The sequence below is a fragment of the Sphingobacterium multivorum genome (assembly GCF_039511225.1).
GTDB lineage: Bacteria > Bacteroidota > Bacteroidia > Sphingobacteriales > Sphingobacteriaceae > Sphingobacterium.
In genome coordinates this window covers 5,901,103-5,923,729 of the sequence record NZ_CP154261.1, presented here as the reverse complement: position 1 = coordinate 5,923,729, position 22,627 = coordinate 5,901,103, and the positions used below count along the sequence as shown (strand labels likewise).

Annotated in this window: 20 protein-coding genes and 2 tRNA genes; 13 read left to right on the top strand and 9 right to left on the bottom strand. The window is 38.7% G+C overall.

Going from position 1 to position 22,627, the window contains the following annotated elements; translation table 11 throughout:
• Positions 1–90 precede the first annotated feature (90 nt).
• Both AAH582_RS24710 and mqnB read right to left on the bottom strand, forming a co-directional pair.
• Positions 91–1,077: a pyruvate dehydrogenase complex E1 component subunit beta gene (locus AAH582_RS24710; protein WP_046673190.1), complete on the bottom strand. Its 987-nt coding sequence runs from the start codon at positions 1,075–1,077 to the stop codon at positions 91–93.
• Positions 1,078–1,200: 123 nt separating this feature from the next.
• Positions 1,201–1,842: a futalosine hydrolase gene (gene mqnB / locus AAH582_RS24705; protein WP_046673191.1), complete on the bottom strand. Its 642-nt coding sequence runs from the start codon at positions 1,840–1,842 to the stop codon at positions 1,201–1,203.
• 580 nt (positions 1,843–2,422) lie between these two features.
• Here mqnB and AAH582_RS24700 point away from each other — a divergent pair.
• From AAH582_RS24700 to AAH582_RS24665, 8 genes are all read left to right on the top strand, one after another.
• Entirely contained in the window at positions 2,423–2,836 is a 414-nt protein-coding gene (locus AAH582_RS24700; protein ID WP_046673192.1) for a 6-pyruvoyl trahydropterin synthase family protein, read from the top strand.
• A gap of 28 nt (positions 2,837–2,864) precedes the next feature.
• Positions 2,865–3,494 (top strand): GTP cyclohydrolase I FolE, encoded by a 630-nt coding sequence (gene folE / locus AAH582_RS24695; RefSeq protein ID WP_046673193.1) that lies wholly within the window; start codon positions 2,865–2,867, stop codon positions 3,492–3,494.
• A gap of 241 nt (positions 3,495–3,735) precedes the next feature.
• Entirely contained in the window at positions 3,736–4,371 is a 636-nt protein-coding gene (locus AAH582_RS24690) for an O-methyltransferase (RefSeq protein WP_046673194.1), read from the top strand.
• Positions 4,372–4,393: 22 nt separating this feature from the next.
• Positions 4,394–4,918: a glucosaminidase domain-containing protein gene (locus AAH582_RS24685; RefSeq protein WP_046673195.1), complete on the top strand. Its 525-nt coding sequence runs from the start codon at positions 4,394–4,396 to the stop codon at positions 4,916–4,918.
• 15 nt (positions 4,919–4,933) lie between these two features.
• A complete protein-coding gene (locus tag AAH582_RS24680) occupies positions 4,934–5,767 on the top strand; it encodes a glucosaminidase domain-containing protein (RefSeq protein WP_046673196.1) in 834 nt (277 codons plus the stop codon).
• Positions 5,768–5,837: 70 nt separating this feature from the next.
• Positions 5,838–6,590, top strand: a complete 753-nt coding sequence (locus AAH582_RS24675; protein ID WP_231585235.1) for a hypothetical protein — start codon at positions 5,838–5,840, stop codon at positions 6,588–6,590.
• Between the two features lie 22 nt (positions 6,591–6,612).
• Positions 6,613–7,674, top strand: coding sequence for a DUF3078 domain-containing protein (locus AAH582_RS24670; RefSeq protein ID WP_343320851.1), 1,062 nt, complete (start codon positions 6,613–6,615; stop codon positions 7,672–7,674).
• Positions 7,674–8,540, top strand: coding sequence for an N-acetylmuramoyl-L-alanine amidase (locus tag AAH582_RS24665; protein WP_343320850.1), 867 nt, complete (start codon positions 7,674–7,676; stop codon positions 8,538–8,540). The genes AAH582_RS24670 and AAH582_RS24665 overlap by 1 nt, the downstream gene beginning before the upstream one ends.
• A 25-nt stretch (positions 8,541–8,565) precedes the next feature.
• Here the strand turns inward: AAH582_RS24665 and AAH582_RS24660 are convergent, their stop codons facing one another.
• From AAH582_RS24660 to AAH582_RS24635, 6 genes are all read right to left on the bottom strand, one after another.
• Positions 8,566–10,281, bottom strand: coding sequence for a sodium:solute symporter (locus AAH582_RS24660; protein WP_343320849.1), 1,716 nt, complete (start codon positions 10,279–10,281; stop codon positions 8,566–8,568).
• A gap of 94 nt (positions 10,282–10,375) precedes the next feature.
• Positions 10,376–10,585, bottom strand: coding sequence for a hypothetical protein (locus tag AAH582_RS24655; protein WP_046673201.1), 210 nt, complete (start codon positions 10,583–10,585; stop codon positions 10,376–10,378).
• Positions 10,586–10,592: 7 nt separating this feature from the next.
• Complete coding sequence (locus AAH582_RS24650) at positions 10,593–13,046, bottom strand: PIG-L family deacetylase (RefSeq protein ID WP_343320848.1); 2,454 nt, start codon at positions 13,044–13,046, stop codon at positions 10,593–10,595.
• 659 nt (positions 13,047–13,705) lie between these two features.
• Positions 13,706–13,936 (bottom strand): DUF6952 family protein, encoded by a 231-nt coding sequence (locus tag AAH582_RS24645; RefSeq protein ID WP_236560329.1) that lies wholly within the window; start codon positions 13,934–13,936, stop codon positions 13,706–13,708.
• Positions 13,937–13,940: 4 nt separating this feature from the next.
• Positions 13,941–14,255, bottom strand: coding sequence for a thioredoxin family protein (locus AAH582_RS24640; protein ID WP_046673204.1), 315 nt, complete (start codon positions 14,253–14,255; stop codon positions 13,941–13,943).
• An 84-nt stretch (positions 14,256–14,339) separates the two neighbouring features.
• Complete coding sequence (locus AAH582_RS24635) at positions 14,340–14,972, bottom strand: peroxiredoxin (protein WP_343320847.1); 633 nt, start codon at positions 14,970–14,972, stop codon at positions 14,340–14,342.
• Between the two features lie 288 nt (positions 14,973–15,260).
• On the opposite strand from AAH582_RS24635, the gene AAH582_RS24630 reads away from it, so the two are divergent.
• The 3 genes from AAH582_RS24630 (at position 15,261) to AAH582_RS24620 (ending at position 16,496) form a co-directional block, all read left to right on the top strand.
• Positions 15,261–15,344: transfer RNA gene (locus AAH582_RS24630), tRNA-Tyr, on the top strand.
• Positions 15,345–15,577: 233 nt separating this feature from the next.
• Positions 15,578–15,649: transfer RNA gene (locus AAH582_RS24625), tRNA-Arg, on the top strand.
• A gap of 172 nt (positions 15,650–15,821) precedes the next feature.
• Positions 15,822–16,496 carry a phosphatase PAP2 family protein gene (locus AAH582_RS24620; RefSeq protein WP_343320846.1) on the top strand — a complete coding sequence of 225 codons (675 nt, stop codon included), beginning with the start codon at positions 15,822–15,824 and terminating at the stop codon, positions 16,494–16,496.
• Between the two features lie 30 nt (positions 16,497–16,526).
• On the opposite strand, the gene AAH582_RS24615 is transcribed toward AAH582_RS24620, so the two are convergent.
• On the bottom strand, positions 16,527–17,714 hold the full coding sequence (locus AAH582_RS24615; RefSeq protein ID WP_343320845.1) for an MFS transporter: 1,188 nt from the start codon (positions 17,712–17,714) through the stop codon (positions 16,527–16,529).
• A 539-nt stretch (positions 17,715–18,253) separates the two neighbouring features.
• Here AAH582_RS24615 and AAH582_RS24610 point away from each other — a divergent pair.
• Positions 18,254–21,457 (top strand): S41 family peptidase, encoded by a 3,204-nt coding sequence (locus AAH582_RS24610; RefSeq protein ID WP_343320844.1) that lies wholly within the window; start codon positions 18,254–18,256, stop codon positions 21,455–21,457.
• 296 nt (positions 21,458–21,753) lie between these two features.
• Positions 21,754–22,515, top strand: a complete 762-nt coding sequence (locus AAH582_RS24605) for a hypothetical protein (RefSeq protein WP_343320843.1) — start codon at positions 21,754–21,756, stop codon at positions 22,513–22,515.
• Positions 22,516–22,627: the final 112 nt, after the last annotated feature.

Genomic DNA, 22,627 nt, shown 5'->3' with positions numbered 1-22,627 from the left:
GTAAGCAACAATTGGCCAGTTTAAATATAAAAAAAAATCCCTTTTACACAGTAAAAGGGATTTTAATTTTTTTTAAGGATGTAATTCGTATTACTTCTTGATATAAGATACTTCTTTCACAGCTTTAACAACTTTCTCAACGCTAGGTAAAGCAGCTTCGATCAATGTTGGAGCATAAGGAAGAGGTACATCTGCACAATTTACGCGGATAACTGGGGCATCTAAGTAATCAAATGCATTACGTTGTACATTGAATGCTAAGTCGGTAGAAATAGACGCTAGTGGCCATGCTTCTTCCACGATTACCAAACGGTTTGTTTTCTTAACAGACGCGATGATTGTAGGGTAATCGATAGGACGTACCGAACGCAAGTCGATTAATTCAACGCTGATACCTTCTTTTTTCAATTCTTCAACTGCAGGAATGACAACGCGAGGGAGCATTTTACCAAAAGATACAACTGTTACATCCGTACCTTCTTGGATAATATTAGCTTTTCCGATTTCCAAGTAATATTCTTCTTCAGGAACTTGCCCTTTATCACCATACATTACCTCAGATTCCATAAAGATAACAGGATCTGGATCAATAATAGCTGATTTCAATAAACCTTTAGCTTCATATGGATTAGAAGGCACCACAACTTTTAAACCAGGTGTGTTTGCAAACCAGTTCTCGAAGTTTTGAGAGTGTTGGGCTGCAAGTTGACCAGCATTTCCTGTAGGGCCACGGAAGACCATTGGAATGGAGAACTGCCCGCCGCTCATTGAGTGAATTTTAGCTGCTGCATTAATTACTTGGTCAATTGCAACAAGTGAGAAGTTGAATGTCATGAATTCAACAATTGGCTTCAAACCATTCATTGCAGCACCAACAGCAATACCAGCAAAACCAAGTTCGGCAATAGGTGTATCAATGATACGCTTTGCGCCGAATTCATCAAGCATACCCTGACTTACTTTGTAAGCTCCGTTATACTCAGCAACTTCTTCTCCTAATAAAAATATTTTGTCGTCTTTACGCATTTCTTCGTTCATTGCTTCACGAAGTGCTTCTCTGAATTGTATTTCTCTCATCAGTTGTAAAATAGTGTCAATTTTTAGATTACAAATCTACTATTTAAAATTGATATTTTGAAGATTTGAACCCGCTAATTCTATAGTTTTATGTCATTTTTTAATAAGTAAATGACTTTTGTATTAAATTTTTGAATATAAGTTGTTCAGATATTCCAATGTTTTTATAAGTGCCTTATTACTATTCATTATCGCTAGTGGAATGTTCCACGTGGCACGGTTCCTTTTCTCCACGTAATTTGAAATGCCGCGGATCTCGATCACGGGAACTGTCATTTTATCGGCAGCATAGAAAACAGCAGCTCCCTCCATACTTTCGACAAGACTATCGGGATGCAGGTTTTGAATTTTTTCGATACTTTCTGTACTGCCATGGACTTTGTTAACGGTAATTCCTTCCCCCTGCTTTAGAAAAGGAAGCCTAAGGTCCTTATCTTTCCATAAACAGGAGGTAAATGAAGACTTTCCATAGCCCAATTGATCTATTGGAATGAAATTATGACCGTCTTCCGCTCCTAGTTCAACGAATGATTCTGTAACGACCTGGACAACCGAGCCTATTTCAATAGTACGATCCAAACATCCGCCTATCCCGATATTAATGAGCAGATCATATTTTTTTTCGTGCAGCACTCTCCCCAGCTCAAAGGCTGTGGCAACCATGCCTACACCAGTAACTAGGGTATCACATTGATCGTAATTTGATATCACCTCGAGAAAAGGCTGCAATTCAAATGAAGTAGCCGCAATCACTAATATTTGCATGACGAGTTCGTTTTGATGGTAAATTACAAATTATCTTGTACGCAGACCTCTTTTTAGAATAAAAATATCTCGCTTGCAGGAAGCCCTTCTTATAAATGTCAACTAGGAGTATATAATAAAGGTTAGCTGATCCCTTGCTACGAACTAATTTCTGATCATCATGTCTGAACTGTCTCGTTTTTGTCTGACTGAAATCAGAAACACCCAGGATCTCCTATATATTAACTTAGCTTTTATATATTCTTAGCCTAGGGTTAGTTTAGGGTTAGTATAGGTTGAACCTAAACTAACCCTAACTAAACCCTAAACTAACCCTAACTAAACCCTATCTAAAAAGAAAATAAAAGTATACTGAAGAGTCGATATTATCGGCAACGCTTTTGTCAACAGGATGCATACAAACACGCGCTGCAAAAGTCTTAGCAGATTAAATTACCGACATCACATTACAGCTAAAACGAGTTTTTTGTCCCTGTGTGATAACAAAAGGGAGGCGCACTTCATTATATTACTATATTCTGACGGCATTGGTTAAAAGGAGATGTTAAAATTGCCGCTAAAGCCTTATCTTTGTACTATTATGGTATTTATAACTCGTCGTGAACGTTTTTGTGCCGCGCACAAGCTCTATCGTGAAGACTGGAGTAAGGAGCAGAATGAACAGGTATTTGGTCTTTGCTCCAATCCAAATTGGCATGGGCACAATTATGATCTTTATGTAACAGTTAAAGGAAAGGTCAATCCGGAGACTGGTTTTTTGATCGATTTAAAGATTATGAAAGAAATAATCAATCGCAGTATCATTGACAAAGTCGATCACCGTAATTTCAATTTAGATGTTGATTTTATGAGAGGTGTCATGGCTTCTACGGAGAATATCGCAATCGAAATATTTAAGATCTTAAAACCGCTGTTTGATGAACAGGGTGTGATCTTGCATAGTGTCCGTTTGCATGAAACAGAAAATAATTACGTCGAATATTTTGGCGATTAATCTTTAATACATTTAAATAGTAGAAACTATGAGTCAACACTCATTTGACAACGAAGAGTTGGATGGATATATTAAGATCGACAAATACAATACTGAAAAGGTAGATCGCATCGCTGCTCATTATACAGATATATTGGAATGTCTGGGGGAAGATCCAAAACGCGAAGGTTTGGTGAAAACACCAGAACGTGTTGCAAAGGCATTGCAATTTTTGACGCATGGATATGATATCGATGCTGCGGAAGTGTTACGGGGAGCTATGTTTGAGGAGGACTACAGTCAAATGGTCGTCGTCAAGGATATTGAAGTATATTCTCTTTGTGAGCATCATATGTTGCCTTTCTTTGGTAAAGCGCATATCGCATATATTCCCAATGGTCATATTGTAGGTTTAAGCAAAATACCACGTGTCGTTGATATTTTTGCGCGTCGTCTGCAGGTGCAGGAACGTCTTACCAATGAGATCAGAGATTGTATTCAAGAAACTTTGGGCGCTCGTGGCGTAGCTGTGGTCATGGAATGTAAGCACATGTGTATGGCCATGCGTGGTGTTCAGAAACAGAATTCTGTAACGACTACCTCTGCATTTACTGGAGCATTTCAAAATGATGTCACAAGATCCGAATTTTTACGCTTGATCACTGCTGATCTTGCTTAATATATTTGTTGTTTAATAATAAAAAATAGCCCGCTAAAATATCACCTTTTAGTGGGTTATTTTTTTGATAAAATTTGAAAGCAAAATAGAAAATCAAAAAATGGCAATAGCGCTTTTTTATGCATCTGACGCGATTTGCGAAAAATGTTCTTTACAAAGTTGTAATTGTATTTGACTGATATTCAGTTTTTTGTAAAAAAAAGTTTTTATCATAAAAAAGTTTTTTGGTACCTTTGTGGTTATGGAAATTGTTGCCGACGATTTAGAGTCCTATTTGGAACATACTACAGACGAAGAAAATTCGTTACTGAAAAGGGTAAATCGGGAGACTTATTTGAAGGAAACAATGCCCCATATGTTATCTGGTCATTACCAGGGAAGAGTTCTTTCTTTATTGAGTAAATTGGTTGCTCCGAAACGTATCTTGGAGATAGGAACGTTTACGGGATATGCTACATTATGTCTCGCAGAAGGGCTGCAAGAAGATGGGATATTATACACCATTGATATCAATGCAGAACAACAAGAACGCGTACAAGGGTATTTTGATGAATCGGCATTTGCAGATAAAATCAGCTATCATATTGGAGATGCTGCGGTCATATTACCTACATTAAATGAAACATTTGATTTGGTATTTATTGACGCGGACAAGAAGAGAAATTTATATTATTTCGAAACGATAATAAATCAAGTTCCGTCTGGGGGACTTATTTTGATTGACAATGTCTTATGGAAAGGTAAGGTGTTAGATTCAAAACCAGACAACCAAACAAAGCAGATCATTGATTTGAATGCACGTTTAGCTCAGGACAAGCGCGTAGAAAAGGTAATATTACCGATTCGAGACGGACTTTTTGCCTTACGCAAGAAGTAATTTGTGAACTAAAACATTCTTCATGAATTTAAAACAATTAAAAAGCTTTGTACTGTTACTAGCTTTGGGAACTTTTGGATTGACAAAGGTTTCAGCTCAAAGTAATGCGGCATATGTCGATAAGTACAGTCCAATAGCAAAAGAAATGATGGAGGAACACGGTGTTCCAGCATCGGTTATCTTAGCCATCGCTATGCATGAAAGCGGAAATGGTGGTAGCAGGGTAGCAAAGAATTTGAATAACCATTTTGGTGTCAAAGGAAAAAACAACAGTACCGTTATTCGGTCAGCTTACAAAGGTTATCGGTCTGTAATGGACTCTTATGATGATTTTGTAGGAATAGTAAAAAGAAAAAAGACTACTCAGAGTCTTTTTGAAAAACATCCTGGTGAAAAATACGAAGCTTGGGTAAAAGCGATTGCTCGTTCGGGTTACTCTACGAGTAAAGGTTGGACAGCAAAAGTACTCGCTACTATTAGACAATATCACTTGGATATGTTTGATAATGATGCTAAGCAAAATAGATTCTCGTCAACAAAAAAATAAGCGCGATAGTATTGCATGAAGAAGTTTTTTTATGGCATGTTTGTATTCATGATGTTGATTACATCATGTTCAAGCCGGAGAGGCACAATATCCTCCTCTAAATCTGGCTCCAATTCAAAAACTTCTTCATCCTCTTCTGTGGGACGACCGACCATGGCTGGCAACGACTATATTGCTCATTACAAAGATGTGGCCGTTGCAGAAATGAATAAATATGGTATTCCTGCGAGCATTAAACTTGCTCAGGCTTTACTGGAATCAGGTAATGGTAATAGCTATTTAGCACGTGAGGCCAATAATCATTTCGGTATTAAATGTGGTGGCGTTTGGAAAGGAAAATCCGTGACTCGTCCCGATGACAATATCAATGACTGCTTTCGTGTTTATGAAAATCCCGAACAATCTTTTCGGGATCACTCAGAGTTTCTGTTGCGACCACGATATGCGGCACTTTTTAAGTTGGATAAGAACGACTATAAAGGCTGGGCCAAAGGCTTGAAAGCGGCTGGATACGCCACCAATCCGCGTTATCCGGAATTGTTGATCGAAATGATCGAAAGATACCATCTTGATCAATATGACCGTGGTGAATCGCCGCGTGAAAAAGTTGTACGAGAAGAGACTGTACAGGTCGAGATCGTACAAAATGTACAAGAAACACCTCCTGCCGTTGTAAAAACAGAAGAAATCAAGAGCCCTGTGGCGATGCGTATTCATGAGGTTAAAGCTCAGGATACGTTATATTCGCTTAGTAAGCTATACAATGTATCCGTTGATCAGATCAAATCCCTAAACGGTCTTGCCGATGATGCCCTATCTTTAGGTCAGCTATTGGTTATATCTAAATAGTTACGCTTTAAAAGATGTTAAATATTTCGCTTTTGTACAGCGATATAGTAGTTTTACGAAAGTGATACTATTGCGATATATTTTTCTACTTATTGCCCTTGTGGGCTTTACTTCTCCACTTTTTTGCCAAGATAAAAAAGTCGAGGGTATCGTTTTTGATAAAAATACCAAACAACGTATCGGAAATGTAAAGCTGGCCAACTTACGTACCGGGGAGGTCAATTATAATACCATTAAAGGAGAGTTTGTCTTTAATGCCCAGCAGGGAGATCATATTGTTGCGCTATGTAAGGGCTATTTTCCAGATACACTTCAGGTGGATAACCGTGGAGTGTTGCTGTTTCATCTGGTGCGTGAATCTTTTTATATTGATGAAGTTCAGGTTTTTGCACGCAAGACGCCTGAAGAAATTTTGAAAAAAGCAAAAGAGGATTATGAGAAGGCATATCGTCTTGCGGGTTATGGAGACGTATTTTCTGTTGGTCAAAATGGTGCTGGATTAAGCATTAATTCAATCTATAGTTTATTTAGCAAGGAGGCTAAAAGAGCACGTCGACTAACTAAAACCATTGAGAATGATTATAAGGAAAATGTGATCGATTATAAATTTACGAAAGAGCTTATCAGCAAGATTACAGGCTTAAATAGCGAAGAAGCTGAACGATTTAGAAGGATATTTAGACCCTCCTATTTCTTTATACTCGCAGCGAGTGATTATGAACTGGCGAATTATATCAAGGATTGTTATTCACGGTATCAATTGAACCCTTCGCAATATTTTATTGAGCCTTTTCCAACAATTAATTATAAATTAGTACCGTAAACAAAAAATAGACGTTTTCAGAATGAAGTTATTCAATTTTGCCGGCATAGTTATGCTTTGCCTTTCTATTACCAGCTTAAAAGCACAGGATCTGAAAGATCTTCGAGCAAAACCAGATACCGTAATTTCTGTACAGAAAGAACAACCGTTAAATATTAAAACGATTCGTCCTATAGTTCCAAAACTAGACCTGGAAGTAGACTATTGGAAACATTGGACAAAATTCGGGATAAATTTAAACCAGGCGTCATTTAATGATAATTGGAAAGGTGGTGGTGTTGGTTCTATTGCTGTAGGATTGAATGCGAATCATAAATCGGATTATACGAAGGACAATTTCAACTTTGTGACCGAAGTTGATTTGCGGTATGGAAAGATAAAGAATACCAATAATATTGCGAAGAAGAATAATGACCGTATATTTTGGGATAATAAGCTTTCTTATAAATTGTCTGCCAATTGGGCATTGTTTACGTCGGTGACATTTGAGTCGCAATTCGATGCAGGCTACAAATATAAGCCTGTTAATGGAAAGGATACAATTGACTATATTGAGAACGCTTTTATGGCACCAGCTTATCTGACAGAATCTTTCGGTCTTGAGTATAAGCCTAATAACGAATTTTCTTTGCGTTTTGGTACGGGTACTGCACGCCAGACTTTTATCTTGGATGAGCGAGTTAAGCCTCGTTCGGCAGAAAGTTTCTATCAGAAATATGGCTATTATCTTTTGCCTGATATGAGTAAGCCAGAATCTGAAAGCAATAAGCGAAAAGGTACTGGTGAACGATTTGGTGTAAAGGAAGACCGTTCTTTTGCCAATGCACTGGCATTTCAGCTAACGGGTAACTTGGACAAAAACTTCACAGATAAACTGAATGTCAAGGCTCGTTATAACCTTTTTGCTGACTACGAGAAACTTTCCAATCCTACGCACCGTTTAGATGTAACTGTAACAGCAAAAGTCACTAGAGTCATCAATGTGAACTTAAATGGTATTATGATTTATGATCCGGATGTCATTTCAAGAGTACAATTAAGCCAGTCTTTGGCGATGGGTATAGTCTATAGTTTACCAAAATAATGTTCAGATCTGTGTCGGTAGGGATATTACTTTGTTCATTGCTGTCTTTGGCGAGCTGCAAGTCGAAGATACAGCCGGTGGTTGCAAAACCGCTAGTGGCGTCTTTTGCCTCTGCATTAGTTGTAGAAGAAAAGGTCGAAGCTAAGCTAGATACCAATTTATTGACACCAGAGGAAAGAAAGGTTGTGTTTTTACAGAAGTCTGGAAGCCATCCTTATTGGCGCCAAGAGGAGGCCATACATTATGATGTACGTAAACCTAACTTTGTCATCATTCATCATACAGCACAAGATAGTATTGGGCAGACGATCAAAACCTTTCAGATTCCAAGAACTAAAGTGAGTTCACATTATGTGATTGGCCGGAATGGCGAAATTATACAGATGCTGAACGATTATGTTCGGTCTTGGCATGCGGGGGTGGCAAAATGGGGTTCTATCGTCGACATGAATTCCTGTTCTATTGGTATCGAATTGGATAACAATGGTAGGGAACCCTTTCCTGAGGCACAAATTAATTCATTGATGACTGTGCTTGACACCCTGAAATCGCGTTATTTAATCCCCCCCAATAATTTTATTGGGCATGCCGATATTGCACCATCTCGCAAGAATGACCCAAGCGTTTTTTTTCCGTGGAAGAAGCTTGCAGAGCGGGGGTTTGGGATATGGTATGATGAAGGTCAGCTAGTAGCCCCTCCCGACAGCTTTAATGCCATAGATGCGCTTAAAATTATTGGTTATGACACATCCAATTTAAAAGCCGCTATCGTTGCCTTTAAACGAAAGTTTGTCGTTCGGGATACAACCCCCGAATTGACCATATACGATAAGAGTGTATTGTACAATATCTATAAAAAATACTGAGCCTGATCAATCAGGCTTTTTTATTTTACTCAAGATCCATTTTGTCTTTAATAGACCGAGGCGCTTTCATTCCCAGCTGTAATATATAAGCGATTAACATGACAGCTACGCAGCCAATAAGATTTAACCAGAGAAAAGGAATCTTATTCATAGTCCATATTGCTATCACGATAATTTCGGAAAGAATGGCCGCAGAAAAAACAGCTTTGCCTTGGATCTTCTTCATGTAGAAGGCGACGATAAAAATCCCCAGGATAGTACCATAGAATAGTGAGCCTAAGATATTGACCGCTTCGAGGAGATTGCCCAATCGGTTAGCATACAAAGCAACAATAACAGTAAATATACCCCAGATCAATGTAAATAAACGCGACCATAAAAGGTCTTGTTTTTCAGATGAATTGCGGTTAATAAATCTTTTGTAAATATCAATGGTCGTTGTTGAGGCCAATGAGTTTATAGCACTTGCCGTAGACCCCATCGATGCGAGGAAAATGACCGCTATTAGTAGCCCAATTAGGCCCTTCGGAAAGACACTTGTCACAAAAGAAAGAAAGACATAATTATTGTCGTTCGTTTCTGCTGTGGGGTTGTTCTTTTTGATTAAGTCCAAGGTCTCTTCTTTTACCGCTTGCATTTTTCCATTAAGTTGACCCAGTGAGGATCGATAATCAGCAATTCTTTTTTCATCGTCGTGATCCAATGCTGTATTGAGCTGCTGAACCACAGATTCACGTGTTTTAAATAGCTCACTATGCTTTTGTTCGAGAATCTGGTAGTCAGGAGCATATTTGCTTTCCTTGAGCTTCTTGATCTCGACCTGATTGAAAAAAATGGGCGGCTGATGGAATTGATAATAGGCAAATACCAGGACTCCAATCAATAGGATAGCAAATTGCATGGGAATTTTCATTAATCCATTCATAATCAACCCTATGCGACTTTCTTTGATCGAAGCCCCAGTCAAATAACGGCCTACTTGACTCTGGTCGGTTCCGAAGTAGGAAAGCTGTAGGAAAAAACCACCGATTAGTCCTGTCCAAAGCGTATAGTTATTATTGAGGTCAAAAGTAAAATCCAAAGCGTTGGTTTTTCCTGATTTTCCTGCAATATGAAGTGCTTTTGATAATCCAATAGACGCTGGTAGGAGATGGATAACTAATATGCCTGCTACGAGTAATGATCCAAAAATTATGCTCATCTGAAGCAACTGTGTATGAGATACGGCTTTGGTTCCTCCATAGGTCGTATAGATAACAACGAAACTTCCTATGGCCAACGTGGTCCATGTTAGATCGATATGAAGGATGGTCGATATAATTAAAGCTGGTGCAAAGATGGTAATACCCGTTGATATACCCCGTTGTATCAGAAAAAGAATGGCAGTGAGCCCTCTGGTTTTGACGTCAAAACGTTTTTCTAGAAATTCGTACGCTGTAAATACTTTTAGCTTATGAAAAATAGGGACAAATGTAATGCAAAGCACAATCATGGCCAATGGAAGGCCAAAATAGAATTGGACAAAACTCATTCCAGAAGAATAGGCCAGTCCGGGGGCGGACAAAAAAGTAATGGCGCTCGCTTGCGTCGCCATTACCGATAATCCGACGTGATACCAAGGTAAAGAACGATTACCTAGAAGATATCCATCAATATTTTTTATACCCCTACTCTTATAAACGCCATATAGGACAATAACTAAGAGTGTCAGAAATAAAACGACCCAATCTGCTGTACTCATGAATAGTGGTTCGTGAAAATGTACAGAAAAAGGATGAATACAAATAGCCAGATGACGACCAACCAGTAGATACGCTTCCAGCTATTCATCTTTCTTATCTATCTGAAGGCTTTTGAGGATAGATAACGCTATTAAAAATAGCAGCGATAATCAATCCGACAATAGCACCACCGAAGATGCTTAGAAATGTCTCGTTTGCAGTGAATCCAATTAATGCACCAAATACTACAGCAACTAAAAGAATAATTCCTTTTGCTTTGCCAGCATCTATTGAAGTGCAGTTGTTGTCAATCTGATTTTCCATTATAATATTATTTTGATTTTGATAACAAATTTACAAATAATCTGTAAGCTCCGGGAATTCCGGCAGGTAATTGTCTGAAAAAAGACAAAGATGTATAAACAAATTTACCTTTTCCATATTGCGCAATGAGTAATGAGCCATTATGTAACGGTTCGCCGGGATCCTGCAGGGTGATCGGAGTGCGGTACTTTTTATCAATATCTTCCGCAAAGTAGAGCCCCCGCTCCTGTACCCAGTGATCAAAGTCCGCTTCACTGATCTTATTTGGGTAGTTGAAAATCGGATCATTTTTATCGAAGTGCACCTTTGCAAGTTCATCCGTTACGCGGCTTCTGCCGATGCTAAAGGGATAGGGGCCAAAGTTTTTTGAGATCAGCCCATTGTTTACATTGTATTGTTCTACGACTGTTCCACCCATTTTTACATACGGCAGTAGTTTGTTTTGGAGCTGAGCAATTTGTTTGTTAACATTGAATATTCGGACACCCAGAATTACCGCGTCATAGCTAGAAAGATCTGTTTTTACAGCTTGTTCGGTACTTAACACATCGACTTTGATGCCAATGGCAGCCAACGACTCCGGAATTAGATCCCCTGCTCCATGGACGTATGCCACTCGCTTTACGTCGTTGATCAGATTGATATTGCTCATTTTTATAGCGATATCTGGGAAATACACAATATTGGGGATATGCGGATAATCAATGGCTTTTATCTCTTTCAAACTTTCATTTTGCGCCAGCAGAAATCCAAGCGTATCGATAGAAGATCTCGAGGCGTTTAAGGGTTTTATGCTGATCTCTTTTGAAATTGTACGGTCGCCTTTATTAAAAGAGAGCGAAAAGGAATTGGGCGAAATTTCCCAGCCTTCAGGTAGATTAGGTGTGACATTAAAAGTCGCTGTCTCTGCCTGTCCATTTTTTTGAAAGGTTAAATTTACTTTGACGCCAGCAGCATTTTGTGTAAGTGCCAAAGGGCTGGAACTTTTAGCCGTCAACTGTGGGACGATCACAATGGGATCGTAGATTTCACCACGGACAGGATCGGTATATTTATATTTGATGGGTTGACTGAGTGTGATATTTTCTCCATTGATACGGAGTTGAAATGATACCTCTGGAACGTAGGGATTTTCGGGATAGCCGGTCAGGTTGAAATCGCTGACGTTAAATTTACCTTTCCCATGCGGTTCAATCAACCAGTAGGGTTGTGTCGTCCTGTCGGCATGTATAAGAACAGAGTCTCTGTGTAGCTTGTTGATTTGTAGTGTTTCATGAATGCTATTTCCATTTATTTGGGTCAGCTCTACGGTTACATTTGGACGTCGAACAATAATGGCATGTTCCACTTTGATCTGATCTTCCAAGGCATAAGATGGATTTTTGGCGATACTTTCGAACCAAATTCCACCGCAGGCAAGGATTAATTTTTCAACCTCTTTTTTCTTTTCAGACTTCCAGTATTCATCATCAATTTGATCCAATGTTTTGTAAAGTTGGATCAATTCAGTAATGATCAATTCGGGCTTATCGATTTGAAATGTTTGATTGATGTGATCAATGGATGACTGGATTTTACTGCTGTTTTGCATTCTTTTCCATGAGGTGTCAACAGCATCCAAGAGTGCATTTTCTGCAGGTACGCCATCTACATATTCAAAGTATTCGATTGATGAGCCGCGTTGGCTAGCCGAACCGAAGCCTTGGCTTTTGTGTGATGAACGGCTGTGTGCGGCGATTTCACCATAAGAGGCTCCTAGAAGAGCATTGTAATCCCCGATATCTATTTTTAACTGATCTTCACGGGTATTGTTTTGACCTCCGAAATTAGCTGTATTCCAAAGGAGGCGCTTAGCTTTCCAGGGGCGTACAAATTGAAGTTGCTCTGAGAATTGATTTGAATCAGCAGCAGCTTTAAAGGCTTCGTGTGCTAGAATCGCAGAAGCTTGATGATGACCATGGCCACCCCTTGGATCGGGAGGAAAACGTGTGATGATAACATCGGGCCTAAATTTGCGGATAATCCATACGGCTTCGCGGAGAACACGCTGTTTATCCCAGAATTCGAAAGTTTCCTCTGGAGTCTTCGAGAATCCAAAATCGTATGCCGAGGAAAAAAATTGCTCACCCTTATCGATTTTTCGAGCAGCCAGTAATTCCTGCGTTCGAATCAATCCGAGTTCAATACCTTGTTCTGTTCCGATGAGGTTTTGTCCACCATCACCTCGCGTTAGGGATAAATAGCCTGTTTTATATTTTTTTTCTTGCGCTAGCCAAGCGATTAGCCGGGTATTTTCATCATCAGGATGTGCTGCAAAATAGAGTACCGACCCCAGTACGTTCAGTTTTTCTAGATGAAGTTTAATTTCAGCAGCGTTCCACTGTGGATTCTGTGCTTTAACGATTGAAGTTGACAAGATGCCAGCCAAAATAATGATAACAGAGAGAAAAGGTCTTCGCATATTTAAAGATAAAAATTTTGATGAACAACGGATTGTTGGAGATTGTAATTTTATTGCGTGTCTTTACTATTGACAATCTTTAATTAGCCCACTTGTGACGTTGGTATATTGCTTTGACTTACGGATATTAGGCTAATTAAACTTAGGGCCATAAAAAGAAGCTAGTTTGAGTGATGATGTAAAGGGATAGATCGCTAAATATTAAAATATAGGCATAAATAAAAAACGGAAATCCCAATCAAGCTGGAATTTCCGTTTAACAATTAAAATATTTTTTCCTGAAACGAATTTTTAGAGAATAGTTATTTTGTCGCTTCGCTCCAAGTGGCAACCTTTAACATAAGTAAATATATGTAGAAAATATTTAGTTCTGTCAGATTACCTTAATTAGTTTTCCACATTGCTAAATTTTGTCAACATTTTAGCTTTTGGAAAACATATAATATAGTGGCGTCATGCGTTTAAGATGCTGCAATACAATGATATTTAAGGTAAGATAGGTTTTCCGCTACCTTCAAAAAAATCTGTATTGGTCTAAATCCAATTGCATATTTGTTTGACAAACTTCAATTGATTTTAGTTTCTATGTTTCAAATGCTCAAAAACGACAGGAACAACCTTTAAAGAAAGTTTCACACGAATATTTTTGGGACCAAACACTATTTATCAATGGCGCCTAGAACACGCTTCATAAACATATTTAATGCGTCTTTTTTGGAGTTACCTTCTTTAATTAATTTATCTACCTCTACAGCTCCGTATAGGTTTGAAATCAATTCACCAAGAACGTCAAGTTCTTCATCTTTCAAAGGAGCTTCGGTTAAAGCTTCCAGTGTCTCGATTGTTTCCAAGACATAATCTACATCATTCTGCTCGATGAACTCTGTCAAATGCTTAATTACTGGTAGTTTCATTGAATAATTCTACTAATGCGTCTAACTTATTTGTTTGTACCTGATTGACTAATTTACCGTTTTTAAAAGCAGCGAAAGTGGGTAGGTTATTGACATTTGCTAGTTTGCGGGATTCAGGAAATTTTTCTGCATCAGCAATAACAAAAGGTACGCTATCATTTTCGCCGGCCAGTTTTTTGAATTTCGGTTTCATGATTTTACAGTTACCACACCAAGTTGCGGAGTACTGAACCATTACAATATCGTTATTGTTTACAATTTCTTGTAAATTATCGTTTTCTAATTCTTGTAACATGATTTTATTTTTAAGGTGATTGTTGGAGAAATCAACAGGAGCCGGGAAAAGCTCCTGTCGAAAAGACACTGTGGTCTTGTATTGTTAGTGGTTAGCTAAATAATCAGCTACACCTTTTCTATCTGCGTTCATTGCATCTTTACCTTCTTCCCAGTTTGCAGGACACACTTCGCCAAATTTCTGTACGTGAGCGTAAGCATCGATCAAACGTAAGTATTCTTTAACGTTACGGCCCAAAGGCATGTCGTTTACTGATTCATGGAATACACGGCCAGTTTCATCGATCAAATATGTTGCTCTATAAGTAACTGCAGAACCTTGTGCCAATGTTCCGTATTCAGGATGTTCAACTTCTTGAACATCTAAGATTCCCAATATACTTGATAAGTTGCGGTTGGTGTCAGCCAAAATAGGATATTCAACACCTTCAATTCCACCGTTATCTTTTGCTGTGTTTAACCAAGCAAAGTGTACTTCATTTGTATCGCAAGAAGCGCCGATTAAGATTGTATTGCGTTTTTCAAACTCAGCAGCTGCTTCTTGAAAAGCGTGTAATTCAGTAGGACATACGAAAGTGAAATCTTTTGGATACCAAAATAAAAGCACTTTTTTACCTTCTTTAACTGCTTTTTCAAAAATGTTGATCTGTAAATTGTCGCCTAAATAATCAATTGCATCTACTGTAATGCTTGGAAAACTTTTACCTGTGAAACTCATAATATATCTTTCTTTTTTTTGTTGACACAAAGATACAGCAACTCGATCCAAAAAGCGAATTGATTTTACCAATACACTATCGTCAAAATCTATTATGACTAGATTATAACATTAAGTTTTTATTATAATAATGATAGGTTGATCTGATGATTAACAGACCATTTATATATTGCTTGAAAATAAATGAATTCATACTGCGCTAGTTACAGATTTATGCCCTAAAATAATTGCAGTTTTGCAAATCAAAAGCTACTTTTGCGACGTTCAATTCTAGAACAGCACAATGCTGGAGGGGTTCCAGAGCGGTCAAATGGGACGGACTGTAAATCCGTTGCTTCGGCTTCGAAGGTTCGAATCCTTCTCCCTCCACCATTTTTTCTTTTCTAAATCCAGTCTATTTTACAGGTTCTAAATTTGCGGTTGATCGTGACTATTCCATCGTACGTGAAACGATTTTGATATATATTTTGGCTATGGTCAATGTTAATCGCGTTGGCATAACGGGGCTATATAGTGGCTGCCTCTCTTTTTTAAAAAAATATAACAGGATTTTAGACTAGCTCTTGACTTATATATAAAATAAGCCTAAGTTTGGCTTCTGAAAGGGCCCCGTAGTTCAACGGATAGAATAGATGTTTCCTAAACATTTGATAGCAGTTCGATTCTGCTCGGGGCTACTGAGAAAAGCGATGGATTTCCATCGCTTTTTTTGTTTATTTAATAAAGCTTTTCCTTTTCTTATCAAAATAAATAGGTAATAGAATTGTAAATTTTTAATGGAATTATTATTTTCGGATAATTATTTACAGCAATTTTACTTTTGGCCTGTAATCCGGTAATATAGATTGAATGGGAAAATTTTTATTATACCAATTTAGAAAGGTATATGCAGCTAACCCTGCTTTTTTTGCTTGCTTTAGCATTTGGATAGTCTTAATGACAGCTGTTGTCGTATTTATTCCGAAAGGAGATGCATTCCATTTTATAAATACACATCATGCATTTTGGGCCGATATTCTTTTTACAATACAGACTTATTTTGGAGACGGTCTTTTTGTTATAGGTGTTTTTATTGCCTACTGCTGTACGCAGCAATGGAATTTTGCTCGAGCTATCCTCGGGACCTATATTTTCTCGGGACTGATCTGCTGTGTTCTGAAAAACCTTTTCGATGCCGATAGACCGGCAACCGTATTTCATGGAGATCCTACATTCCATGTTGTTTCTTGGTTGCGTGTAGCGCACTTTAACTCCTTCCCTTCCGGACATACAACTTCGGCCTTTGCGCTGGCGGCTACGTTAGCTATTCTCTCAAAAAATAAAGCTTTTGGTCTAATTTTATTTGTTCTCGCTGCATTGACAGCCTACTCTCGCGTGTATTTAGGACAACATTTTGTAGAAGATGTTTGGTTTGGATCAATTTTAGGAACTGGTACGGCTTGTTTTTATTTACTTGCAATGCCTTATGTCTTGAAAAATAAACGCATGTCATTTAGCACGAGATTTCTTCAGGTCAAACTTTAAATTCAGTAAGAAGGTACTTCCATCGTTCGATTAGGTTTGGCTTGTATCTTTGAATAAAGATAATCGTCCAACCATTATAAACATCAATAGTCCGAAGCAGGCAAAAACACCATAGGAATAGCGTAGGCTAAAAGCTTCAGCAATATACCCAATTAAAGGTGGTCCCATTAAAAAGCCCAAGTAGCTAATGCTTGAAACCATGGCTAAAGCCACCCCAGAGGGCACATTTTTGTTCTGTCCGGCAATACTGTAGATGGAAGGAACATTGCATGCTACACCGATTCCGACCAACATGAAAGCTAGGGTACAGATGATAAATTCAGGAAAAATAACCGATGTCATCATCCCGATGAACATCAGCAGGCCACTGTACTGCAGGGTTCTTTTTCGGCCCAATTTCCGAATGACAACATCACCAACAAAACGCCCCGTAGCCATCATGATCATAAAAGAAGCGTAGCCAACGACAACAAATTTCTCTGGCGCCTGAACGATCTCCTTGAAATACACCCCGCTCCAGTCGAACATTGCCCCCTCAGTTGCCATGCTGAAAAAGCCGATGATGCCGAGCTGAAGTAAGCCACCTTCTGGTTTAGAGAAAAAACTGCGCTTTTCCTTTTGAGGAGATTTGCCAGGAACCAAATACTTTTGGTTGATTAGTGTATTCGCTGTGACAATGACTAATATGATTAAAAAATGGTAAAAGGTGTTCAGTCCAAAATTCATCGTTAACAGGCCTACTAGTGCTCCTGTGAAACCAGCGATACTCCAGGCCCCATGAAAGGAAGTCATTATTGATTTTTTGAAAATCTGCTCCGTTGCAACGCCCTGGGTATTAACGGATATATTGCACATATTGCCTGTTACGCCAAATAGAAATAGTATACCCCCTAACTGCCAGGCATTCTGCGCAAAGGGGATGGAGCACAAGACCAAGGTGTAAGCGATGGGGACGATACGCAAAACGCTAGCACTTCCATATTTTGTAACTAGTTTTCCTGAAAGAGCCATCGTTGCAAGTTGTCCGACTGGAAGCATTAGTAAAATTGTCCCCAATTGACCCTCACTTAAGTTGAGATGAGCTTTAATAACGGGGATGCGGCTTGCCCAAGAGGCAAACGCGATCCCTTGGCAAAAAAAGAAAAGCGATACCGCAATTCTTATGCGATTTCTTTTCTTATAAAGGTCTTCTTCTGAGTGAGTTAACGTTGCGTCCATAGTTTCTGATTTGAGGGTGCAAAGTTAAGGATAAGTATCCCATTAAAAAATATAATGATTCAAAAAATATTTGAACGTTTAGGTTGCAATAAGGATACGAAATATGCCTATATTTAAATAGCATATCGGCGTGATGATAATTATATGCGCTAGTTTCGATAATTATCTTCTGTCTCAATCTTCTGGTAAGAAAATAATACGATGTGCTTTTTGAATTCGGCTAAACCTATTTATTCAATATCATATATTGTACATAATCATTCCTTGTATAGGAACCGAAAATAGACACATTTGTTTCAGTTTATTTTTATGCATACTTTAATTTAAAAAGATATTCGGTATGGTAGTCAAAAATAGAAGAGGTTTGGGCTTCCATTTCATTAGAAAATAATAGCAGTGAAATAACGGGAGGAAGTCAACAATTAAATGCTGATATAGTGAGGGAATAAAAATATAAAATTCTTCACTTTTTCATGGTGGTTTGTTCAATACCTATTCTACCTTTGTATTGGCAAACAATTATTAGCCTCCTAGATAACATGATAAAGAAACTAATTTTAAGTACAGTTCTAGCCTATGCTGGAACAACCTGTGTTATTGCCCAACAACCCACGTTTTTATCCCATCCGACTTTAAGTCCCGATGGAAAGGAAATGGTTTTCAGCTACGAAGGTGACCTTTGGAAAGTTGGAAGTCAAGGTGGTGTTGCCGTACGGCTGACAGGAATGGAAGGAAATGAGATCAATCCAAGAATTTCCCCAGATGGAAAATGGTTGGCTTTTTCAGCCAATCAAAACGGTAATATGGATGTCTATGTAATGCCCTTGGCGGGTGGAGATATACGGCAGCTGACATCGCATGATGCTTCGGACGAAGTGGACAGCTGGAGCTGGGATAGCAAATCGCTTTATTTCACATCATCGCGTTACAATAGAATGAGCGCTTATCAAGTTGCTTTGGATGGAGGTACGGCGACAAGGTTATTTCCACATGTCTTTAATTATATCAGTAACGTGGTGCCAACTCCTTCGGGAGAATTGTTATTCAATGACAGCTGGGAAGGCTATAGCGCGGCGAACCGCAAGCGATATAAAGGTGCTTTCAATCCAGATATCAAGTCTTATGATCCCAAAACAAAGGCTTTTCAACAGTATACAGATTATATCGGTAAGGATTTTTGGCCCACTGTGGACCAAAAAGGAAACATATTCTATGTGTCCGACGAAAACAATGGTGAGTACAACCTTTATCAACTAACGGGAAAGTCGAAAACCCAATTGACTTCTTTCCAAGAATCAATCAAACGTCCGTTTGTCGCAGCAGACGGTACTAAAGTTGCATTTGAAAAGGGCTATCAGCTTTATATTTATGATGTCAATGGAAAGAAAACCGTACAGCCCAACATCGCACTTAACCGCAATCAGGTGCTAGGAAAGCTGAAAGAGTTTAACATTTCAGGTAACATCAGTAATTTCGACGTTTCTCCGGACGGAAAGAAAATGGCATTTGTATCACGTGGCGAATTGTTCGTTTCGGATATAGAAGGAAAGTTTGTTCGTCAGATGCCCGGTCAGGGAGAACGTGTCATGGAGGTTAAATGGCTTAAAGACAGTAAAACATTACTCTATAGCCAAACGTATCAAGGCTATCAAAACTGGTTTTCACGCACAGCAGACGGTAAAGGTGAGGTAAAGCAATTGACACAAGATCTGCGTAACAACCGTGATATTACATGCAATGCAGATAGGACAAAAGCTGTGTACCTCAGTGGTCGTGATGAAGTACGTATATTGGATTTGACAAGTTTGAAGAGCCAAACAGTTGTTAAAGATGAAATCTGGGCATTTCAAAATTCTTCGCCCTCATTCTCCCCTGATGGAAACTATCTTTTATTCACGGCTATGCGCAATTTTGAACAGGATATCTTTGTGTATAACCTGAAAAATGAGCAAACGACTAATTTGACAAATACAGGAGTTACAGAAGCAGCACCATATTGGTCTCCTGATGGTAAATATATTTATTTTGCGAGTAATAGGACTAAGCCTTCTTATCCTACCGGTATGCAAAACTCCAGCATTTTCCGAATGGCATTGACCAACTTTGACCAACCTTACCGTAGTGCAAAGTTTGATGAATTATTTGTAACACCCGAAAAGAAAGATACAACAGTAAATAAAACTGGTACAGCTAAGAAGGAAGCTGGCGCTAAGGATAAAAAGAAAAATGATGCCGATAAGGGCAAGCCAACCGCAATACCAGTAGCCGAACCCAAGAAAGCTGGTTTGGTCCAATTGGATTTAGAAGGACTGCGTGATCGAATTGAGCAAGTGAGTCCTGCATTTGGAACACAATCTGATCCTTTGGTGATACAAAAGGGGGATAAATCCTATTTGTTCTATTCATCCAATCATGAAGGGAAATATAGTACATATCGTACCGTATATGAGTTATTTACACCAGCCAAAACCGAAAAAGTCGCTGACGGAGGCATGGAGCATTTTGTAGAGTCGGCGGGAAAATATTTCGTATTGACCCGAGGAACGATTCAGAAATACAATCTTGACTTGAATAAGCTTGATGCGGTTACAATGAGTTTTAAATTCAATCGGGATCTCGAGAAAGAGTTCAATCAAATGTTTTATGAAACATGGGCCAATCTGGAGGAAAATTACTACGATAGCAACTTCCATGGAGTGGATTGGGTTGCGATAAAAAAGAAATATGAAAAATATCTTCCAGGTATCAACGATAGGACAGATTTGCGCATCCTCTTAAATGATATGTTGGGCGAGCTCAATTCGTCGCATCTGGGTTTCAGTTCAATGGGACAGGAAGAACGTAAGCCGTTTGGTTTTGTAACGAATGAAATCGGTGTGACCTATGATTCCAGCAATCCTTACAAGATCAGCTATATTGTTCCGAATGGCCCCGCCGCAAAGAAAGAAGCTGATATTCATGCTGGTGATATCCTCATAGCGATTAATGGAACAAAATTGAATACGCAGGCAGACCGCGATAGTTATTTTACTTGGCCTTCACTGGAAGAAGAAATTCAATTGACCTTGAATCGTAATGGCAAGGAAATTCAGACAAACATTCGTCCGGTATCAAGCGCCATGTTTAGAGACCTCCTCTACGACCAATGGATTAGAGAAAACCGAAGTCGAGTTGATCAGTTGAGTAGCAATAAGATAGCATATTCACATATGAAAAATATGTCGGATACTGAGTTACAGCGGTTCTTGATCGACATGGCCGAACAGGAGAATAACAAACAAGGGATTATTTTAGATTTGCGTTATAATACAGGCGGAAATGTACACGATGAAGTTTTACGATTCCTGTCTCAACGCCCTTACTTACAATGGCAATACCGAGGTGGTAAACGTGCGCCACAAAGTAATTTTGCACCATCTGCCAAGCCTATTGTTTTATTGATTAATGAGCAATCGCTGAGTGATGCTGAAATGACTGCAGCGGGCTTTAAAGCACTTAAGTTGGGGAAAATCATCGGTAATGAGACCTATCGCTGGATTATTTTTACTTCTGCTAAAGGCTTAGTCGATGGATCAAACTATCGACTTCCGTCTTGGGGATGTTATACGCTTGATGGTCAGGATCTCGAACAAACTGGAGTTGCCCCAGATATTCTTGTAAAAAATACCGTGCAAGATCGGATGGAAAATAAAGATCCGCAGTTGGAAAGAGCTATAAAAGAAATTCTTGACACTATAAAATAAAGAAGTTAGCGCTAGCATTACTTACTTTAAATAAACTGTCCAAAGTTGCAGTGCCCCCAGAAAGTTAGATACTTTCTGGGGGCATTTTTATGAACCTGATCTTCCGATTTCTGCCACATCGCCCTTCAGCGCATGATGTACTTCATTCAGGACACCCTTTCCCTAAAAAGTCAACATATAATTTCAAGTTGTATTATTAATTGCTTGTTTATCAGTATGTAGTGATTTTTTTGCTGTTTCATTATGCAATTGTCGATTTTCCCGCATCCCTTCTCAAAATATAAAAAGGAGGCAACATGGAAAAGATTATATTACAAGTGAAGGACTCTTGCTCTGCAGATTGGGATAAGATGACGCCACAAGAACAAGGGCGTTTTTGTGGTCAATGTGAGAAGATGGTTGTAGATTTTTCACAGATGGATGATCAGGAAATTGTGGATCAAATAAAAAAAGCCGGTAGAGGGCTATGTGGTCGATTTTATGAAGATCAGTTGATGCGTGAATTGGATATCCCTTTTTCTTTTTCTAAAAACCCTATTTGGCAAGGAAGATGGCCGGGGATCGCTGCGGGACTCTTGTTGGTTGGATCCTTGAGCTTTCATGCTGCTCAAGCACAAAACAAATTGACTGGAGAAGTTGTCGTTGTCCAAACAAAAACAGAAAATGATCAGATAAAGCAGCAGAGGCAGGTTAGCTCATCAACAAATGATAATTCAACATTAAAGGGAAGCCCCGATAGTACAAAAGTAAGCATAAAAGGTAAAGTAGTTTGTGCTGGAGGCGATGTAAGTATGATGGGAACAGAGGTATCCTTAGGAAATTATCGTACGCAAGTGGATGAAAATGGAAATTTTCAACTTTGGGTACCGCAAGCTCTGTTTCGGGTAGATCAAGAGCTCCGTGCACAGATGTTAGGCTATAAAACTATTGTGATTCCAATCAAAAAGGGGAGTAAAATGCCGCTGGATAAACCAATAAAAATGGAAGTTAAACCAATGATTATGGGAAAGATTGCTGTGGCAAGGAAACAAGACATTATAGAGCGAAAAAATAATTAGTTTAAATGACTTATTTGAGTCTGTTTTTTTATAAAGTAGCTGCCAAAAATCTCGCTTGAATGTCATAAAAGTCAAAAAAATATTCTTTTCCACTTGACTTTCTCTTTGGTGA

Coding starts and splice junctions, on each gene's coding strand:
- AAH582_RS24710 (WP_046673190.1), bottom strand. CDS start 1,077: ATGAGAGAAATACAATTCAGAGAAGCACTTCGTGAAGCAATGAACGAA.
- mqnB (WP_046673191.1), bottom strand. CDS start 1,842: ATGCAAATATTAGTGATTGCGGCTACTTCATTTGAATTGCAGCCTTTT.
- AAH582_RS24700 (WP_046673192.1), top strand. CDS start 2,423: ATGGTATTTATAACTCGTCGTGAACGTTTTTGTGCCGCGCACAAGCTC.
- folE (WP_046673193.1), top strand. CDS start 2,865: ATGAGTCAACACTCATTTGACAACGAAGAGTTGGATGGATATATTAAG.
- AAH582_RS24690 (WP_046673194.1), top strand. CDS start 3,736: ATGGAAATTGTTGCCGACGATTTAGAGTCCTATTTGGAACATACTACA.
- AAH582_RS24685 (WP_046673195.1), top strand. CDS start 4,394: ATGAATTTAAAACAATTAAAAAGCTTTGTACTGTTACTAGCTTTGGGA.
- AAH582_RS24680 (WP_046673196.1), top strand. CDS start 4,934: ATGAAGAAGTTTTTTTATGGCATGTTTGTATTCATGATGTTGATTACA.
- AAH582_RS24670 (WP_343320851.1), top strand. CDS start 6,613: ATGAAGTTATTCAATTTTGCCGGCATAGTTATGCTTTGCCTTTCTATT.
- AAH582_RS24665 (WP_343320850.1), top strand. CDS start 7,674: ATGTTCAGATCTGTGTCGGTAGGGATATTACTTTGTTCATTGCTGTCT.
- AAH582_RS24660 (WP_343320849.1), bottom strand. CDS start 10,281: ATGAGTACAGCAGATTGGGTCGTTTTATTTCTGACACTCTTAGTTATT.
- AAH582_RS24655 (WP_046673201.1), bottom strand. CDS start 10,585: ATGGAAAATCAGATTGACAACAACTGCACTTCAATAGATGCTGGCAAA.
- AAH582_RS24650 (WP_343320848.1), bottom strand. CDS start 13,046: ATGCGAAGACCTTTTCTCTCTGTTATCATTATTTTGGCTGGCATCTTG.
- AAH582_RS24640 (WP_046673204.1), bottom strand. CDS start 14,255: ATGTTACAAGAATTAGAAAACGATAATTTACAAGAAATTGTAAACAAT.
- AAH582_RS24635 (WP_343320847.1), bottom strand. CDS start 14,972: ATGAGTTTCACAGGTAAAAGTTTTCCAAGCATTACAGTAGATGCAATT.
- AAH582_RS24620 (WP_343320846.1), top strand. CDS start 15,822: ATGGGAAAATTTTTATTATACCAATTTAGAAAGGTATATGCAGCTAAC.
- AAH582_RS24615 (WP_343320845.1), bottom strand. CDS start 17,714: ATGGACGCAACGTTAACTCACTCAGAAGAAGACCTTTATAAGAAAAGA.
- AAH582_RS24610 (WP_343320844.1), top strand. CDS start 18,254: ATGATAAAGAAACTAATTTTAAGTACAGTTCTAGCCTATGCTGGAACA.
- AAH582_RS24605 (WP_343320843.1), top strand. CDS start 21,754: ATGGAAAAGATTATATTACAAGTGAAGGACTCTTGCTCTGCAGATTGG.